The sequence below is a fragment of the Amycolatopsis sp. SB7-3 genome (genome assembly GCF_041021335.1).
Classification (GTDB): domain Bacteria; phylum Actinomycetota; class Actinomycetes; order Mycobacteriales; family Pseudonocardiaceae; genus Amycolatopsis; species Amycolatopsis japonica.
Window position 1 is genome coordinate 261,406 of sequence record NZ_JBFPJQ010000008.1, and the last position, 17,983, is coordinate 279,388.

Annotated in this window: 14 protein-coding genes, 1 tRNA gene and 1 pseudogene; 5 read left to right on the forward strand and 11 right to left on the reverse strand. The window is 68.2% G+C overall.

The window, feature by feature from the left end; genetic code table 11:
- Nucleotides 1-62: 62 nt before the first annotated feature.
- Both AB8M46_RS37540 and AB8M46_RS37545 read left to right on the forward strand, forming a co-directional pair.
- Entirely contained in the window at nt 63-317 is a 255-nt protein-coding gene (locus AB8M46_RS37540; protein ID WP_016331969.1) for a hypothetical protein, read from the forward strand.
- 45 nt (nt 318-362) lie between these two features.
- Nucleotides 363-1,157, forward strand: a complete 795-nt coding sequence (locus AB8M46_RS37545; protein WP_394363263.1) for an LmeA family phospholipid-binding protein — start codon at nt 363-365, stop codon at nt 1,155-1,157.
- Between the two features lie 42 nt (nt 1,158-1,199).
- On the opposite strand, the gene AB8M46_RS37550 is transcribed toward AB8M46_RS37545, so the two are convergent.
- The 9 genes and pseudogenes from AB8M46_RS37550 to AB8M46_RS37590 form a co-directional block, all read right to left on the reverse strand.
- Nucleotides 1,200-2,306, reverse strand: a complete 1,107-nt coding sequence (locus AB8M46_RS37550) for a peptidase inhibitor family I36 protein (protein ID WP_394363264.1) — start codon at nt 2,304-2,306, stop codon at nt 1,200-1,202.
- A 131-nt stretch (nt 2,307-2,437) separates the two neighbouring features.
- Nucleotides 2,438-3,013, reverse strand: coding sequence for a hypothetical protein (locus AB8M46_RS37555; RefSeq protein ID WP_037346521.1), 576 nt, complete (start codon nt 3,011-3,013; stop codon nt 2,438-2,440).
- Complete coding sequence (locus AB8M46_RS37560) at nt 3,010-4,632, reverse strand: VWA domain-containing protein (RefSeq protein ID WP_394363265.1); 1,623 nt, start codon at nt 4,630-4,632, stop codon at nt 3,010-3,012. The genes AB8M46_RS37555 and AB8M46_RS37560 overlap by 4 nt, the downstream gene beginning before the upstream one ends.
- The gene (locus tag AB8M46_RS37565; protein ID WP_394363266.1) at nt 4,629-5,777 is read right to left on the reverse strand and encodes a toxic anion resistance protein; all 1,149 of its coding nucleotides are present in this window, start codon (nt 5,775-5,777) and stop codon (nt 4,629-4,631) included. Before AB8M46_RS37565 ends, AB8M46_RS37560 begins: the two co-directional genes overlap by 4 nt.
- Entirely contained in the window at nt 5,777-6,865 is a 1,089-nt protein-coding gene (locus tag AB8M46_RS37570; RefSeq protein ID WP_037346518.1) for a hypothetical protein, read from the reverse strand. The genes AB8M46_RS37565 and AB8M46_RS37570 overlap by 1 nt, the downstream gene beginning before the upstream one ends.
- 139 nt (nt 6,866-7,004) lie before the next feature.
- The gene (locus tag AB8M46_RS37575) at nt 7,005-8,426 is read right to left on the reverse strand and encodes an ATP-binding protein (protein ID WP_037346517.1); all 1,422 of its coding nucleotides are present in this window, start codon (nt 8,424-8,426) and stop codon (nt 7,005-7,007) included.
- Complete coding sequence (locus tag AB8M46_RS37580) at nt 8,423-10,078, reverse strand: FAD-dependent oxidoreductase (RefSeq protein WP_394363267.1); 1,656 nt, start codon at nt 10,076-10,078, stop codon at nt 8,423-8,425. Before AB8M46_RS37580 ends, AB8M46_RS37575 begins: the two co-directional genes overlap by 4 nt.
- A 38-nt stretch (nt 10,079-10,116) precedes the next feature.
- Nucleotides 10,117-10,671 (reverse strand): HdeD family acid-resistance protein, encoded by a 555-nt coding sequence (locus AB8M46_RS37585; protein WP_037346515.1) that lies wholly within the window; start codon nt 10,669-10,671, stop codon nt 10,117-10,119.
- A gap of 102 nt (nt 10,672-10,773) precedes the next feature.
- Nucleotides 10,774-12,917: pseudogene (locus tag AB8M46_RS37590) on the reverse strand (RICIN domain-containing protein).
- A 268-nt stretch (nt 12,918-13,185) separates the two neighbouring features.
- Between AB8M46_RS37590 and AB8M46_RS37595 the strand changes: the two are divergent.
- Nucleotides 13,186-13,258: transfer RNA gene (locus AB8M46_RS37595), tRNA-Ala, on the forward strand.
- A gap of 66 nt (nt 13,259-13,324) precedes the next feature.
- Here the strand turns inward: AB8M46_RS37595 and AB8M46_RS37600 are convergent.
- Together AB8M46_RS37600 and AB8M46_RS37605 are read right to left on the reverse strand one after the other, a co-directional pair.
- The gene (locus AB8M46_RS37600; RefSeq protein ID WP_394363268.1) at nt 13,325-14,464 is read right to left on the reverse strand and encodes a hypothetical protein; all 1,140 of its coding nucleotides are present in this window, start codon (nt 14,462-14,464) and stop codon (nt 13,325-13,327) included.
- A gap of 159 nt (nt 14,465-14,623) precedes the next feature.
- On the reverse strand, nt 14,624-16,081 hold the full coding sequence (locus AB8M46_RS37605) for a hypothetical protein (RefSeq protein ID WP_394363269.1): 1,458 nt from the start codon (nt 16,079-16,081) through the stop codon (nt 14,624-14,626).
- Between the two features lie 70 nt (nt 16,082-16,151).
- On the opposite strand from AB8M46_RS37605, the gene AB8M46_RS37610 reads away from it, so the two are divergent.
- Nucleotides 16,152-16,736 (forward strand): RNA polymerase sigma factor, encoded by a 585-nt coding sequence (locus tag AB8M46_RS37610; RefSeq protein WP_394363270.1) that lies wholly within the window; start codon nt 16,152-16,154, stop codon nt 16,734-16,736.
- The gene (locus AB8M46_RS37615) at nt 16,733-17,983 is read left to right on the forward strand and encodes a hypothetical protein (protein ID WP_394363271.1); all 1,251 of its coding nucleotides are present in this window, start codon (nt 16,733-16,735) and stop codon (nt 17,981-17,983) included. The genes AB8M46_RS37610 and AB8M46_RS37615 overlap by 4 nt, the downstream gene beginning before the upstream one ends.

Genomic DNA, 17,983 nt, shown 5'->3' on the forward strand with positions numbered 1-17,983 from the left:
CGGAGTGCGGGAACTTTTCCGGCATGTCCAGATGGCGAACCACCAGTAGGAGCAACACCGCCGTGCGCGTCATCACCGGCATCGGCGCGCTGTTCGCTTTCATCGAACTGCTGTACATGGTGATGGTGCTCGCGGGTGCCAACGCGGGCAACGGTTTCTTCATCTTCATCCAGGCGCTGGCCAGGCCGCTGGCGTTGTTCTGGCCGGGTCTCTTCCCGGTGAGTGACCCGAATCTCGCGGTCATCCTCGACTACGGTCTGGCCGCGGCGTTCTGGGTGATCCTGGCGGGCGTCATCGCCCGTTTCGCGGCCCGCTGACCCCCTGCGGCGGCGATCGGCGTCCCGTTCGGCGACACTGGACGGATGAGCGACGGCAGATGGTTCGACCTGAACCCGCTTCCCGAGCTGTTCGGCCTGGCCGCCGCCGGGCGGGCGCTGTTGCCGAACGTGCCCGTGACCCCGGCCGCGATCCTGAAGACCGTGACCGAGCAGCTGGTCGGGCGCAGGCTGACGGCCAAGGTGGACGGGCACGACGTCGGTCTCACCCTGACCGGGCTCGACTACCAGACCGACAGCCTCAGCCTGGCCGCCACCGGCCGGGTCGGCGACGTCCGCATCGTCGTCGAGGACGTCGACTGGCCGGAAAACCCGCTCGAACGCATCACCGTCCTGGCGTCGAACGTGCGCCTTCGCTCACTCCCCTCCCCGGCCGCCATCCCCGAACAGGTGAAGATGGCGATCCGGGTATCGCCGGAAGTCCTCCAGGCCCGTGTGGCCGAGGTCCGGCCGGGCATCATCGTGACCCCCGGCGACGACGGGCATTTCCACATCCGCTGGGAAAAGCGGCCCCGCTGGGGACATCTCGCCCTGGAGTCCACTGTGGAGCACGACGCCGTCGTGCTCCGGCCGATTTCCGTCCACATCGGACCCCGCCGGTTCGGCCCGCCGTCCCGGCTCAAACCGATCGTGCTGCCGCTGCCCGAACTCCCGCAAGGGATCCGGCTCACCGCCGTCGAGGCGCACGACGGTCACTTGGTCCTGCACGCACTGGCCGAGGAATGGCCCGAGAAGCTGTCCACGATCCCGCTCGGCGACCTGCTGGGCTGGGTGACGACGGCCGTGACGACGTTGACCCTGCCGAGACTCGGCGGACGGTGACCGGCGATGGCCCTCGCCACGGCGACGAGGGCCATCATCGGATCAGCTGTGCAACGCGCCCTGCGCGACACGCACCGCGGGCGCGGCGGGCTTCGCGACGGGCGCGGCGGCGGTTTCCGTCTCCGCGAGGGCGGACGACCGCACGAGACCGGTCTTCTTGCCGCACACCCTCTTCTTCTCGTCCGAGGTCATCTTCTTGCCGACGGTCCTGGTCTGGCCCACGACGCCGGGCGCCGGGCCCTCACCGCTGAAGTTCCACACGTACCACTGGTGGTGGCCCCATCGGCGCTTGTCGTACCACATGTCGTACGAGCCGTAGCCCACGCGCATCACCGGAGAGCGGTCCAGGCCCGCCCAGTAGCCCGGATTCACCTCGATCCGGGTCTCGACGTTCTCGCTGGTCTCCCAGCCCCACTCCTGGCCCCACGTGCGCTTGTAGGCGACCGTCCACTGGACGAGGAACTCGAAGCCCGCGCTCACGCTGATCTCGTTCGACACCGTGTTCTTACCGCTGCGGGTGTCCCGCTTGCCGATCACCTGGGTGATCTTGTTGGCACTGCAGTTGAAGACCGTGTCCACCCGGTTCCACTCGCCGTAGAAGTCCTGGCCGCGCTGGTCGACGTGGGCGTTGCAGGTCTTGGTGGCGCGGCCGCAGTCCTTGAGCAGTTCGGCGCGGGACGGCCCGCGCGAGTACACGACGGAGCTGCCGAGGTCGTTCATGTTCGACCCGTAGTTGGCGCTGTCGTTGGCGTACCACTCCTGGGTGGCGCCCTGGTATTCGGCGTGCTCGTACATCGTGATGTAGCAGTTGTAGAAGGTCTGGAACGAGGAGACCTTGTCGTTCATCGAGCCGAGGAAGCCGATGGTCTGGTTCGTCCCCTCGACACACGGCGATCCGGTGACCGCGACACTAGCCCCGCCGAAGTTCGCGTGTTCGTAGAGCACGCTGATCACTGTCGCGGACGCGCCGACCTCGCCCGCCGACGCCGCGGCGAGGGACTCGCCCACGCTGTCGAAGCACCGGAAAGCTCCGGTGATCGTGTCGGCGACGCAGTGCTTGTCACGTTCCGCGGCGTTCGCCGGCACGACGACGGCGAGACACATCGCCACAGCGGCCAGGAAGGCCGCCCCGAGTCTGTACTTGTGCACGTCTGAACTCCCTGGGGAAGACGGAATACCGACCATGATCGGATCGGCGTCACGAGTCCACCACGGGGAAACCGGCTTGCCCATGCAGAACGACCGGCAGACTGTTTTTCGCTTGCCACTGAACGGGACCACTAGGCCGATTCGCCGCGCTCGCGCAGATATCGCGTGTGGTCGGCCTGTTGATGGACGTCACCGGCGTAGAAACGTTCCGCTATCCGGTGCGCTTCGGTCTCCAGCAGCTCCAGCTGCGCGAGGAGTTCCTCGGCCGGCCGTTTGGCGGCGAACCACCACGGCAGATTCAGATATGTCTCCACCGAAAGCGGCAGATCCGTTCGCGCCAACCGGGTGACGGCGTGCTGGACGTCCGGGTTCGCCGCCCACCGCTCCGGCCGCGCGAGCAGGTCTTCGAGTACCTCCGCGATCCGCCGCACACCGTCCACAGAGGACTCGGGCATCCGCTGCGCCCGTTCGGTCACCTTGCCCACCAGCGATTCGAGGTCCGCCCGCAGCTGCCCGGCCTCGGCGACGGCGTCCACCGAGACGAGCCGGACCTTCTCGGGCGGCGCGAGCAGGGCGAACACCGCGTACAGTCCCGCGACGACCAGCGGCCACAACCCGCCGACGACGCCGGTCAGGTACAGCGCCAGCCCGATCAGCCCGCCGACGCAGCCGGCGAGGTTCTTCGTGGAGCCGAGGTACCCGATCACTGGTACCCGCGGATTTCCTGGAACACCTTGGGCAGCACGTCGCCTCGGGCGTCGAACACGTTGCCACCCGTACGTTTCGCGACCTCGGCGAGTTCGGCGGAGTCGCCTTCGCCGAAGATCACGGTGAACACCGGGATCTGCCGCATCGCCTCCGGCAACGACGGGAACCTCAGCTGGAAATCCGAGAACTTGGCGCCGTTCGCGTTCTGCCCGTCGGTCATCAGCACGATCGAGTTGAAGCGATCGGGGTCCCGCGCGACCAAAGGTCCCATGATGTCGTACGCGCGCTGAAGACTGTCGTAGATCGCCGTGCCACCGTTCGCGTCGAGGCCCTCGGCGAACCGTTTGATCTTGTCCAACGCGGGTTGTGGATCGCCTTCCGGGACGGTGAACGTCTCCGGACTGCCGGGCACGGTGTCGAACGGCAGCATCGTGACCTCCTCACGGCTGCGGAACCGGCGGTACCGCCCGGTCAGCGAACCGTCGGCGCCGGTCAGCCCGATCAGCGCGGCACGCAGCGACTCGATCCGGTCGCCCGACATGGAACCGGAGGTGTCGAGCACGTACAGCGTCCGCGACGGCCGCCGGATCTTGTCGAAGTAGGCGCCCAGCAACGCGTCGACCGCTTGCTGCGTCGCGGGGAACGGCAGCTCGACGAGATCCTTTTGCGCGAACTGCTGCCCCAGCTGGACCCCCGGCACGACCGGCCGGCGTTGTGTGGTCTCCATGATCTTGCGCTGGGTGTCCGGCGTCCGCAGCCGCTCGGCGAGCTTGCGGTGCGCGTCCCGCGCGTCGGAATTCGCGCTCTGCAACAACGTCAGCGGATAGTCCGCGGTCACGACACCGTCGGAGGGATACACCAGCGTCAGCGGTTCGGGCAGTTTCCCGCTCGCGTTCATCGACAGCAGGACGGACTCGTAGTTGATCAGGCCGTCGACCTTCTTGCCGGGATCCTGGCCGCTCGCCCGTCGTTGGTATGCCTCGGAAAGCCAGCCCGACGAGCCCGCGGACATCGCCTGCGCGCTGAAGAACTCGGTCAGTTTCGGGGTGACGGAAGCGATCTGCTGAGCGTCGATCGCGTTGCCCGCCCCCGCGAGCGCCGACGCCACCCCGACGAGCGCCGAGAAACCGGAGTTCGACGCGGACGGATCCGTCATGCCGTAGGTGAAGGCCTTCTTGCCTGCCTGTTCGGCGATCTCACCCCAGCCCACCGGGCGCCCGGCCCAGCCGAGCCGTTGCGCCGCCGACGCGGACAGCCCGAGCACCACCGGCGAGCTCATGATCTTCACCTGCTCGCCCAGCCGTTTGGCGGCCTCCGGAATCGCCGCCGGATACCGGTTCGACGAGAACCAGACGGCGTCGTACTGGCCGTCCACCTTGCCGTTCGCGAGCGACTCGGTACCTTCCAGCGTCCCGGTGAACTGGAACTTGACCTTGACGCCGGTCGCCGCCGCCTCCTGTTCCAGCAGCGGCCGCAGGTCGGCCAGTTCGCTGCCCGCGAGCACCCGCAAGGTGCCTGCTTCGGCCTCCCCCAGCCCCGTCCCACCTTCGCTCGAATCGCAGGAAACCAGTGACAGCGCGCAGATCGCCGCCACCGTGAGTACCGCCCAGCGTTTCACGATGCCCCCTCGGCCGCCGCCGTCTCGTGAGACCGGCGCAGATGGTCTTCGGCCCGCCGGATCTCCCCGGACAGCGCCTCCACGGTCGCCGCCATCGTCGAGACGGCCCCCGCCTTGAACTCGTCGATCGCGTCGATGCTCCGGTAGATCCGCTCGAACGACTCGCGGATCGTCGCCACCGCCGGATCGCTGCCCGCGCGCTGGATCTCGGCGCTACGCAGTTCCAGCATTTCCGCGTTGGCCCTGATCAACCCGTCGGTGGTCGCTTGGACGGCCTGGATCTCGTCGAGCACGTCGCGTTGCCCGGCGAGCGCCCCGCTCACCACCAGTGCGACCCGCAGCGCCGCGACCGTGGTCGACACCGCCCGCTCGATCCCGCGGATCAGCTCGTCGTTGTTGCGCCGCACCAGATCCAGCGCGAGATAACCCTGCGCGCTGACGGCGAGCTGGGTCAGCAGATCCTGGTGCCGCTGCCGGATCGGATACAGCGCGTCCGCCCGCAAGGCCTCGGCCCGCGCGGGGTCGGTGAAGTCGAAGATCCCAGCTTGGCGGTCGACGGCCGTGTCGACGGCTTCGGCGAACGCGGCCGCTTCCGACAGCTTGCCGAGCGTCGCCCACAGGCGTTCTCGTTCACCCTTGAGCGCGGCGTTGTCCCGTCGCAGATGGTCTTGTCGCGCCCGCAGGTCCAGTACGAGCGCGTTCACCGGCTCGTTGGCCGCGCGGTAGCGGTCCAGAGCCTTCTTCGCACTGCCCGCGACCGGGATCAGCCCCATCAGCTTGCGGCCGGTGATCGGCAGTTTCGCCGGATCGATCTCCGCCACGGCCCGCCGGAGCCCGGCCAGGCTCACCGTCGCCTGGTGTTGTGGCGACCCGATTTCCGTGAGCGCCCGCGTCGACCGGTCCAGCAGCGCACCGGCGACGGTCGCCGCCGCGCGCATGTCGGACTCGCCGACCGCGAGCAGTTCGTCCAGGACACGCGTGAAGTCGGGCGACCGGATGTCGAGCGCTTCGAGGCGGCGGGCGAACCCCTCCGCGCGCTTCGCGATCTCAGCGTGGACCTCCGGCGCGAGGGTGACCAGGCCGGCCGCGCGCTCGGCCGGGATCGCCTCCACCGGTTCGGGTGGAGTGAGCGTGAAATCGTCCATCAGTACTGCTTCTTCACCGCGTCGAGCAGACGCTCCAGCGTTTCGTACGACGGCGGCTCGACGGCGTCCACCAGATCCGCGGGCACCGGCGCCTTGGCCGCGGCGACGACGTCGGCGAACAAACGCGGATCCCCGGTACGGAAACCGAAGGTCGCGGCGAGTTTCCCCAGCTCCGGGTCGGTCGCGAGCAGCCTGCCCACCTGGTCGCCGTTCGGTTTCAGCGGCACGAGCGTGTGCTTGGAGTACACCGTCGGCGCGGTGTAGAGCAGGCGCATGTCCGGCCGGATCGACCCGTCGGCGCGCACCAGCCGGTCGACGAACTGCGACTCGTAGATCAGCGCCATCGGGGTCTTGCCCATCCCCGCCGCGAGGTAGTCCTCGAACGGGCCTTCGGTGCTGTTCTGCGTGTATCCCTGGTCGATGAACAGCTTCGACACCGCGGGCAGCACCTTCGCCTCGGCCTCCGGCGTGCTGACGACGTTGTTCCCGTTGGCGACGAAGGAAACGATCGACAGGTACATCGCCGCCGAGTTCGATTCGCGCGGGTCCGTGGTCGTGACCAGCACGTTCTTGCGAGCGGGGAACGCGGTGTTGCCGGGAAGCTGGTCCCAGCGCGTGCCCTTCTGCGCTGCTTCGAGGTACTTCGCGATGTCGAGCACCTGATACTCACCGGCGCCCTTGCGCACGATCCCGTTGGCGCTCAGGAGGTTCACGATCGGTTCGAAGGTCGCGACGGCCATCGGCGACTGGAACGGCGTGTGCACGCCGGTCACCTGGTGATCGCGCTGGATCCGCTGCGCGGCGGGCGAAGAGGACGGGAACGCGAATTCGTACTTCCCGAGGTCCATGCTCGCGATCTGCCGCGAGCCCGCGGTGTCGACCTCGACCTTCAGCCCGTGCTTCGCGAACGCGTCCGCCACCCGTTTGTCGGAGAAGAAGGCGAGCTTCTCCGAACCGATGACCCCGCGCACCGTGGTCAGATCCGTGCCCTGCGCGGTGTTCTCGTCACCGTCCCGGCCCCAGACGATCACCGCGGCCACGGCCAGCAGCAGCACCACGGCCAGACCGATCGACAGACGGCGTTTCACCGGCCAACCCCCTCGTTCACAGGCTCGATCTTTCAGCCCGTACGACTCTTTTGACGCGCGGGCGAGCCATTTCGAAGTGAACGATCGATGAACGGAAGCCGTCGGTAGTTTCTGGCGAAACCCTGTGGGATAAGGGAAATCAGATCACGGACTGCTCCGAGACCGGCAGGCACACGGTGAACCGCGTGTCACCCGGCGCCGAATCGACCCGCAGATCGCCCTGATGCCGTTCGACGACGATGCGCCAGGAGATGTCCAGGCCGAGACCGGTCCCCTGCCCCACCGGTTTCGTGGTGAAGAACGGCTCGAAGATCCGCTGCCGCACCTCCGCCGGGATACCGGGCCCGGTGTCGCCGATCTCGACGTGCACGTGATCGTCCACCCTGGACGTCCGCAGGGTCAGCGTGCCCTCGGTCCCCATGGCGCCGAGCGCGTTGTCGATGACGTTCGTCCACACCTGGTTGAGCTCGCCCGCGTACGCCGGGATCCTCGGGATCGTGTGGTCGTACTCCTTCACCACGCGGATCCCCGGCGCGATCTTGCCCGCCAGCATCACGAGGGTGGAGTCGAGGCCTTCGTGGACGTCGATCCACTGGTGCGGGGCGCGGTCCATCTGCGAGTACTGCTTGGCCTTGCCGACCAGTACCGAGATCCGGGTGGTCGAATCCTCGATCTCGCCCATCAGCATCTCGGTCTCGAGCGCGTACGCGAGCCAGCGGACGGCGCCGTCGAGGAAGGTCTCGCCGACCGCGTCGAGCAGCCGGTCGAGATCCGGCACCGTCAGCCCGGCGCGGACGTAGATGTCGGCGAGATCCCAGCCCTGGTCGATACCGTGGTCGTCGAACCAGTCGCCGATCTCGTCCTCGCGGTCGGCCTGCTGCATCGCGGTCAGCTTCGGCGCCGCCGCGACCTGTTTGACCAGCTGTTCCTGGATGTCGAGCAGCTGCTCCAGCAGCGTCGGGTCGACGTTCTTCTTCGCCAGCATCGCGAGCTTGTGCCGCATCCCGGCGACCCGCTCCCGCAGCGACGCCGTCGCGCGGACGGCGGCGGCCGCCGGATTGTTGAGCTCGTGGGTCAGCCCGGCCGAGAGCTCGCCGAGCGCCAGCAGGCGCCGTCGCGAACCGATGACGGTGTCGCTGTTGCGCCAGCCGAGGTACATGCCCTCCAGCAGATGCGTCGCCATCGGGAACCAGCGGCGGAACTCGGTGGCGAATTCGGCCGCGGGCAGGGTCAGGAAGGTGATGTCGCTGACAGCGTGCACCGAAGCGCCGTAGGTGTGCTCGGTCTCCTGGTGCACAAAGAACTGCGTCGCGCCGCAGTACGCACCGCGCTGGTCGGACCGGATCGTCTCGACCTCGGTGCCGCCGACGAGCCGCGTCATCCGCAACGCGCCCGACAGCAGGAGATAGAAGCACGTGGCCGGTTCACCCTCGCGCATGACCGTGGTGCCGCCGGTGTACTGCTCCAGCACGGCGTGCTCGTCGATCCAGTCGAGCTGCTCCTCGCTGAGATGCTCGAAGAGGAAGAGCCCGCGCAGTTCTTCCCTGGGCAGAACGCTCATTGCTCCTCCAGATAACGGTGGACCATGGTGACCGCCATGGCGCCTTCGCCGACGGCCGACGCGACACGCTTCACCGACGCGGCCCGGACGTCGCCCGCCACGAAGACGCCCGGAATGGACGACTCCAGATAATGCGGGTCGCGGTCCAGCGGCCAGCCCGGCGGCGGGCCGCCGTCGGTGAGCAGATCGGGCCCGGTGCGGACGAAACCGTGGTCGTCCCGCTGGATCTCGGTGCCGAGCCAGTCGGTGCGCGGGGCGGCGCCGATGAAGATGAACAGGTGCCCGGTGGGCACGGTCTCGGTCGCGCCGCCGTTCTCGCACAGGGTCAGCCGTTCGAGGTGATCGTCGCCGTGCGCCTCGACCACGGTGGTCCGGGTGCGGACGTGGATGTTCTCGATCCCGGCGATCTGCTCGATCAGGTAGTGCGACATCGACGCTTCGAGCGACTGGCCGCGGACGAGGATGGTGACGTCGGCGGCGTGTTTGGAGAAGAACACGGCCGCCTGCCCCGCCGAGTTCGCGCCGCCGACGATGTAGACGTGCTCGCCCTTGCACTCGGGCGCCTCGGTCGCGGCCGAGCCGTAGTACACGCCGCGCCCGGCTAGCTCGGCGACACCGGGAGCCTCCAAGGCCCGGTAGGTGACGCCGCTGGCCAGCACCACGGAATGCGCGGAGATCTCGGTGCCGTCGCCGAACATGACCACGCGCGCGGAACCGCGTGCCTCCAGGCCCACGACGTCGCGGGCGGTGAGCACCTCGGCGCCGAACTTGAGCGCCTGCCGTCGCGCGCGGTCGGTGAGCTGCGCGCCGGAGACACCGTCCGGGAAGCCGAGGTAGTTCTCGATGCGGGAGCTGGTGCCCGCCTGCCCGCCGGTCGCCTTGCGCTCGACGATGACGGTCCGCAGGCCCTCCGACGCGCCGTACACGGCCGCCCCGAGCCCGGCGGGCCCGCCGCCGATCACGATCAGGTCGTAGAACTCCTGGGTGGGCCGGGTGGAGAGGCCGACGGCGTCGGCGAGTTCCGGCCCGGACGGCTGGCGCAGCACCGTGCCGTCCGGGGTGACCAGCACCGGGATGTCGTGCGGTGCCGCGTCCGCCGCCTCGAGGATCCGGCGGCCCTCGTCGTCGTCGACGGAGTACCAGCGGTACGGCACGGCGTTGCGCGCCAGGAAGTCGCGCAGGTGGAACGACGGCGAGGAGTACCGGTGGCCGATGAGCTTGATCTCGTCGACCGGCCGCTCCCCCACCGCGCGCCACGTCTCCACCAGCGCGTCGACGACCGGATAGAGCTTCTCCTCCGGCGGGTCCCACGGCTTGAGCAGGTAATGGTCGACGTCGACGACGTTGATCGCCTGGATCGCGGCGTCGGTGTCGGCGTAGGCGGTCAGCAGGGCGCGGCGCGCGTTCGGGAACAGGTCCATCGCCTTCTCGAGGAAGACGATGCCGTCCATCTGCGGCATCCGGTAGTCGGCGAGGATCGCGGCCACGGCGTCGCCGCGCAGCTTGATCTCGCGCAACGCGTCGAGGGCGTCGGCGCCGGAATCGGCCCGGATGATCCGGTAGTCCTTTCCGTACCTTCGGCGCAGGTCACGGGCGACCGAGCGGGATACGGCGGGATCGTCGTCGACGGTCAACAGGATCGGCTGGCTCACCGGATCAGCCTAAGCCCTCTTGCCGAGCCCCTAGCCCTTCAGGCTTGGGTGAGTTTCCGCAACCGGAAGGCCAGGACGAGCAGCATCACGCCGTACAGCAGGGCGTAGATCCCGACCAGGAGGGCGATCCCGTACGCGCCGGCGATCGGGTTGAACACGATCACAATGCCCGCGATCAGGGACAGCGCGCCCGCCGCGATGAGGAACGCCTCGCCCTCGATCTGCTTGCGCAGCCGGATCGCCGCGACGATCTCGACGATGCCGGTGAAGATCGCCCAGAAACCGACCAGGAGGGCCAGCACCAGCACGGTGATCCCCGGCCAGATCAGAACGAGGACACCGGCGATGATCCCGAACGCGCCGAGGACACCGTAGGCGGCGCGGTGAGCGGCGTCGCCCGGCCGGAAGGCCTGCATGATGCCGCCGATGCCGTCGAAGATGGCGTAAATGCCGTAGAGGATCGCGAGGGCCAGCACGGTCGTTCCCGGCCAGACCAACGCGAGAATGCCGAACAGGAGGGCGAAAACCCCGCGCACGGCGGCGAGCGGCCAGGCCAGGCGGGGTTCGACGACGGTGAGACCGACGAGAGGCATGTGCCGAGTATCGGAGCGCCCGCCCGGGAGCGCGCGGCACGCCACCCGTTGGGGTGAGGCCGGTGCGCGCCGCGACCGCCATCACGACGCGCACCGGGGTCATCAGGGATAAGCGACCAGGTTGGCCACGTTCGATCCCGAGTTGGCCGGTCCACCGCGGTCGTTGATCACCCGGGCGATGGTCCCGTTCCCGCCGAGGGAGACGGCGACCATGCTGCGGAACCGGACGTTCGCGTTGTTCGGCACCTCGATCGCCCGATCCGCCACCACACTCGGATTCACGTTGAAGAAGCAGTAGCTGCCGAGCCCGTAGGCCTCGTGGTTCGTCACCGAATCCGCCACCTTGTAGGCCGCGTAACCGCGCGTCGAGCCGTTCATCCAGGCGGCCTGATTCGGCGGGTCGTAAGGCATTTCGTTCTGGTAGAAGTACGTCCGGCCGCGTTCGCCGGTCCAGATCGTCTGGTACTTCTGGTAATGCTCGACGAACAGGCCGTACATCGTGACGTCGTCGCCGCTGACGATCAGGCCCGTGTCGGCGGTGTTGGTGTTCCACCCGACCCCGCTGCCGTGGTCGGCGCGCCAGATCCACAAGTGGTCGCCGATGACGTCGTCGCTGTTGACCACCAGGCTGTTCGTGGCATTGCCGACGCCCGCCCCGCCGATGCGGAAGAACACGTCGTGCAGCGAAGTCGGATTGGCCGCGTGGTCCTGCGCGGAGTTCGCCGGGCCGACCTCCATCAGCGTGTTCGAGTTCGTGGTGCCCGCGTCGATCAGCACGCCGGCGATCTTGACGCCGTCGACGTCGGCCACCGTCATCGCCGTGATGCCGTTGTCCGGGATCAACGTCGCCAGGCCGAGTCCCAGCACGACGGTGTCGGGCCGCGTGACGCGCAGCGTCTCGTTCAGGTGGTAGACGCCCGGCGTGATCAGGAGGTCCTTGCCTTCGGCGAGGGCCGCGTTGATCTGCGACGCCGTCGTGCCGGGCTTCGCGATGAAGAACCGGCTGATCGGCAGCGAGGATCCCGGCTGGCCGGCGCCCCACGTGATCCCGGAGGCGTTGGTGCGCTTGGAAGGCACGAAGACCTGGTACGCACCCGCGGCATCGACGTAGAGGAACGGCTTCTCCCGCACGACCGGCGTCGTGTTCACCGTGGTGTGGGGAAACTGGTCGACGGTGCGCCACCGACTCCGGCGAAGACCATGTTCCAGTTGGAGCCGCTCCAACTCCCGAACTGCGAATTGCGCGAGATCCACTGCTGCTGCGAGCCCGACCGCACCTGGCCGTCGACCTTCACGTCGGACATCCACCCGCCGCTGGACCAGCCGCCGTCGTCGAGCTGCAGGTTGCCGCGGACATGCATGCGGCGGTACGGCGCGGCCTGCGAAACGGCCCACCGATCGGTGCCGCCGTTGGGGTTGACGGACAGGTTTTCCGCACCACGCCAGAAGTTCTGCGTCGCGTTGCCCTGGAACCAATCGGCCTCCGCGTGCACCGCGCCATTGATCGTCACGTTGTCGGGAGACAGGCCGAGCCCCAGCACCTGTGTGTAGAACCCGACGTTCACATCGACGTTGTACGAGCCCGGCTTGAACAGCAGCGCCTTCCGGTTCGGGCCGAACTGGCTGGTCTCCTGCTGCGAGAAGACGCTGTTCACCTGGGACTGGATCGCCGACTGCGACATCCCCGGATCGAAGACGAGCACGTTCGGCCCGAGGTCGGGGTTCGCGGTGCCGGAGACCGGGGTGAGCCGGAAGGACTGGGCGCCGGTGCCGTTGCAGGCGTACTGCTGGAGCTGGGTGCTGTCCTGGGTCGAGAGGCCGGGGATGTCCAGGCACTTGCCGCTGTTGCGGCTCACGAAGTGATACGTCCCGCCCGATTCCTCGACCGGCTGCCACTGCTGGTTGTTCCCGCCGCCGTAGGCCCACAGGTGGATCAGCCCACCGTCGGCCGTCGACACCTCGGCGACGTCCCACACCTGTGCCGGGGCGTTGCGGGTGTTGACCCGGTAGTAGCCGCCCGAGGTGGGCTGGAACTGCCAGTGCTGGGAAAAGGTCTGGTTGCAGGCGTACTGCTGGACGACCGTCCCGTTCGCCGTCCCGGCGGCGCGCGCGTCCACGCATTTCCCGCCGGTGGTCGACACGGTGTACCAAGTGTCGGGGACGATGGCCGCCTGCGCCGCCGGAGCCACCACCAACAGCGCTCCGACCAGGGAAAACAGGGCTATCAGGACTGCTCTGGCCCTCATCAGGGTCTCCTCCGCGTCATTCGGGCAGGGCGAGCTGAGGCGGAGCCCAGTGGAGACGCGGCGTAGCGGGCGGGGACCTCGGCGTCACGATGCTCGAAAAGTAACGGGGGTCACACGCGGAGTCAATATACGGCTAAAAATAAGTCGCAAAGATGCAGGTCATCAACGTTCGACCGGCTCCCGGGCGCATAGAGTGACCCCCGCGTGAACGGCCTTCGCGGGCGGTGTAATGTATGGACACACGAGATGCGGAGAACAAATCCGCTCCGGGGCTATGGCGCAGCTGGTAGCGCACCTCACTGGCAGTGAGGGGGTCAGGGGTTCGAGTCCCCTTAGCTCCACAGTTACGAAACACCGCTCACCTGGCAGATTCGCCGAGGTAGGGCGGTTTTTCGTTTCGCCTCACTTTAAGAGTTGACTCTCTGTGGTCGCGTGGTCGCGTGGTCGCGGTCGAGGTCGGTCGGCGTGGTCAGCCATTCGTTTGGCCGGACGTCGCTCAACAGTCGATCCGCCATAGCCGGTGTCAGCACCATGTCGTCTTCCTTGTGCCATGTCGTCTTGGCCGGCTTGAGTCTGCCGTCACCTTTCTGTTTGAGCTCTCCACGTTTCGGTCGTTCGTAGATCCTGTTTTCCTCGGTTCGCACGCGGAAGTAGTACCGGTCGTAGATCGCTTTGACTTTGTTGTTGAGCGTGGTGAGGGTGATGTCCTGGCCCGACCCCCCGTGGTGGGCCCGGTTCCGCAGGACAGTGAGGGCGAGTACCGCGGCTGCGGCACCGGGCACGCGGTGATGCTCGTTCGCCGGCGTCAGGTTGTGCGGATTGGACACGATGTTCTCGATGTGACCGGCGGTCTCGTCTCGCCACTCGACGACCGCCTGGAGTGCTTCCACTTTGTACACCGCGCCGAACCTGCGAAGGTCCTCCTTGCTCGCGTGCTTCAGTCCTACCAGCAGCACCGAGCATTCCCGGCTGACACCGTCCATGTGCTCGTAGGTGGTCCTGAAGGCCTTGTACTGCTTGCGGAAATCTTCGTGGGCGGTGTCCTCGTAGTACTGGTTTCCCAGCTTGTTCCGTGCGGCGGTCCACTCGCTGTGTTCTTCGCTCGCGTCATCCACCCACTTTTTGGCATAGTCGTGCCACTTCGCCAGGGTGAGTTCGATCCCCGCGCGGGTCTTGCGGGTGATGACCTCGGCGTTCATCCTGGGGAAACGGAGCCCGGACACCAGCTTTTCACCGGATCCAGCGATGGCGATCAACGCCCGGCAGAGCGCGGTGACCTCTGCTTCTTCGTCCAGATCAATGAGCCCGTGGTCGTGCACCGACTCGTCAAGCGCAGCCAGGGCGCCGCGCAGCGCAGTGAGTCGCACCGCGCCGGGCTCTCCCCACCGTCGCGGGATCTCCGGGTGCAGGAACTCACGCGCCGCGAACGCGGCTCGCAGGTCCTCGGCACGTACGTCTATCGCGCGCTTCGGCTGCCCACCCGACTTGAACGTCACCTGCCGCTGGACGGCAACATTGACCGCGCGGTTTCCTGCCGCTCGCTGCAAGGCCAGCAGAGTGTTGTGCGGCGGTCTTGGCGCACCGGGCTGTGCGGAGCAGTCGAATCGGGCTATTCGGTCTAGTTTCGCGCGCATTCGCCCAACGCAACCGCAGGCCGCGCCGCCGCGCACTGTCCGAAAGGGCAGTCGTGAGGGCAGAAAATCCCGTCAGATACATTCCTCGTTGGGCACCAGGTACAGCTCCTGCTTTCCGAGAGTCGGCGCCTCGAGCGTCCAGTGCGCGAGAGCGTCCGGCGGAGGGGTCGCCAGCCGGCGCAGCACGAGTTCGGGACGGCGAGGCCGGACGTCGAAGTCGAAGAAGGCGTAGTTCACGCGGAGTAGCGCCCGAATCCAGCGGTTCTCCTCGCCGCGCGCCTCGATCGCGGCCGGCAGCAGGCCACGGTCGGAGAAGACGTCGACGACCGGGCAGTCGCAACTGTAGGCGAGGACGCCGATTTCGCCCGCGCTTCCGACGACCCGGCCTCCGGCGAGCGCACCCATTTCCGCTCCGATACGTGCGTATTGCGCGCTCGACGTGTAGTTCGACGTGAGCGGCGCGTACGTGCGGGGAAGTCCGGCAGCCGCGTACGCGATCAGACCGGCGACAGCCAGAGCGAGCACTCCGCACGCCGTCGTCCGATGGGAAACCGCTACGGCACAGACGAAAACGGTCGCCGCGGTGAGGCCGGGACCGTAGTACCAGTGGTAGGGCGGAACCGCCAGCAGCACGTAGCCGAGGTGGTAAATCAGGCCGCCGAGGGCGAGCACCACGAACGGCCGCAGCCCGGCGGTGATCCCGCGCCGCCGGACGGCCGACGTCACCGCGGCGAGGACGGCGAGGGCCGCGGGCAGGAACGCCAGGGCGGCCATCACCGGCGAACTCCGCGCGTAGAACAGCGGACCGTTGCCGAAGTTCCAAGCGCCCCAAGCATGTTGCGTGCCCTGGAGAGTCTTGATCACGACCGTGTCCGGTACCGCCGCGCCGAGCACGACCCAGCTGAAGCCGAACCACGGCAGCGTGATCAGGCCGGCGCCGAGCAGCGCGCGTCCGGTGCCGGGACGAAGGAAGACGAAGAGCACAACCGCGAACACGATCAGGTCCAGCCGGACCAGGGCGAGCAGACCGGCTGTCAGCCCGAAGGCGAAGGAGTTCTTTTCGACGGCGAACACGGTCAGCCAGCCCAGGACCGCCGCGCCGAGGGCGACCTCGAGCCCGATCGACGAGAGAAGAAGCGGGTTCGCGGTCAGCGCGCAGAGCGTAAGGGCGGGGAACCGGGGCGGCAGCCCGCACGCCGCGCCGAGCCTGCGCAACCCCAGGGCGAGAAGGACCTGGCAAAGCACGAACAGCAGTCCGGCGGCGAAGACCGCGTCGCGGACGAGAACGGTCAAGGCCGCCAGGATGAGCACGTTCGCCGGCGACGTCGCGGTGTTCGACGTCGTGTCGGCGAGCAGACCCCAGTGGCCGTGGAAGGCGACGTTGCGTGCATACGCCAGCGTGATGAACGTGTCGTCGATCAAATGCGGGCGGGCGAGCAGGAACACCGCCCCCGAGAGCACCGCTACGGACAGGGGCATCCACCAGGACTTCGCCTGGTTGTCCGTCGTCCGGACCTGTTCCATGATCATGCCTTGACATGGCTTCTCCGACCCGGAAAGTTGCGCGCAACGTTCGGCCGGTCCCGGCCACAACCAGGGTGTGAGCAGTCTTGCTATCGGGGTGGGGGTACCGGTGGAGCGGACCGGTGACCGGGAACTGTGGGCCCGCGCGGCCGGCGGCGACGAGGGGGCATTCGGTGAGCTGTTCGAGCGGCACGCCGAGGCTCTGTGGAACTACACGTACCGTCTGACCGGTTCGTGGAGCAGCGCCGAAGACCTGGCGTCCACGACGTTCCTCATCGCCTGGCGGCGGCGGGCCGAGGTGACCCTGGTGCGGGACAGCGCCCTGCCGTGGCTCTACACGGTCGCGGCCAATGTCGCCCGTGACGAGCACCGCGGTGCTCGCCGCCGGCTGAGGCTGCTCGGGAAGATCCCCGCCCAGCCCCCGGTATCCGACCACGCCGATTCGGTGGCCGAGAAGATCGACGGCCAGCGCCGGCTGGGACACGTCGCCGAAGCCGTCCGGTCGCTGCCGAAATCGCAGCGTGCGGTCGTCGAACTCTGTCTGGCCGGCGAGGTGAGCATCGCGGACGCTGCCGAGTTGCTGGGCATCGCCGAGGTCACCGTCCGCGCCCATCTTTCCCGGGGACGAGCCCGGCTTCGTACGTTGCTGGAGGAGAAATGAGCGGCGAACCGGTGTACCCGCCTCGTCAGGCGATGCCGGACGACGTCCGCGCCCGGATGCGCTCGGCCGTCCGCGAGGGGATCGCGAAGCCGCGGCGGACGGCACGAGTCTGGTACGCCGCCGCGGCGGCGGTCGTCCTCGTCGCGTCCGGTGTCGCCGTCGTGGCTCAGTCACTTCGTCAGCCGGGCACGGACCCCGGCCCGGCACCGGCCACCGGCGGGCTCGACCTGGACGTCGGGCTGGCGACGTCGTCGCTCGACCGCTGCTGGGCCGCGGTGCGGGCGGCGGGCAAGACGGACCGGGTGGCCCCGCGCGAGGAATGGGTTCCCCACTTCACGGACGTCATGCTGGACGTTTCGGTCGTCGCCGCGACCGCCGCGGGCAAGCCGATGTTCTGCGAGACGACGCTGACCACCGTGACCTTGTCCGACCCGAACGCCGTCCCCGCCTATGCGCCCGGCACCCGCACCGGACTGCTCTTGCAGACCTCGACCGGACTGATCGGCGGGGTCCTCGATCCGGCCTGGCCGGGTGCGGGTCTCGCGTTCCAGGCCGAGGATTCCGGTGGCGGGGACACCGTGGAAGCCTCGCCCCTGACACATCAGTTCGCCTCGTTCACCTGGACCGCCCCCGCGAAGACGCGACTGTCCGTCTACGAAGCCGTCGGAGCGACGACCACGATCCTGCCGCCGGCTCCGGCGCCGCTGCTTTCGGCGGTCGATCGCCCGATCGCCCCGGCCGACCGGACCTCGCCCACGGGACGTGCCCTGGGCGAATGCCTGTCCGGCGCGGTGGACGCCATCTCCGACGCGGCGGGCTACCGGCCGGGCGCGCTGCTGGCCGAGTACGGCTATCAGGTCGTTCTCGGCCGGTTGGGCGACCGGAGCCTGGCGTGCACGACCGTTCCGGACCCGCGGCGTCCCGGCCGGATGAAGATGCGTGTCTACCAAGACCATTTCGAGCTTCCCCCGGCGCAGCCCCGGATGATCCCGATGCAGCCCCTGGGCGGGGTGGAAGACGGCGGTGCCCGGGAGAATGCCCGGACGCCGTACGCCGGGACACGGCTGCCGTCGACCGCGGTGACGGTGACCGTCGACTTCGGCGCCGGGCACGCCTCGACAACCGATGTGGTCGACGGGACCTTCGTGGTCTTCGTCCCGAAAGAGGTGAACAATCCGTTCCCACAAGGGATCCACCTTCAAGCGCGCGATGCCAACGGCACCGTTGTATTCGAAGGGACCCTGTAG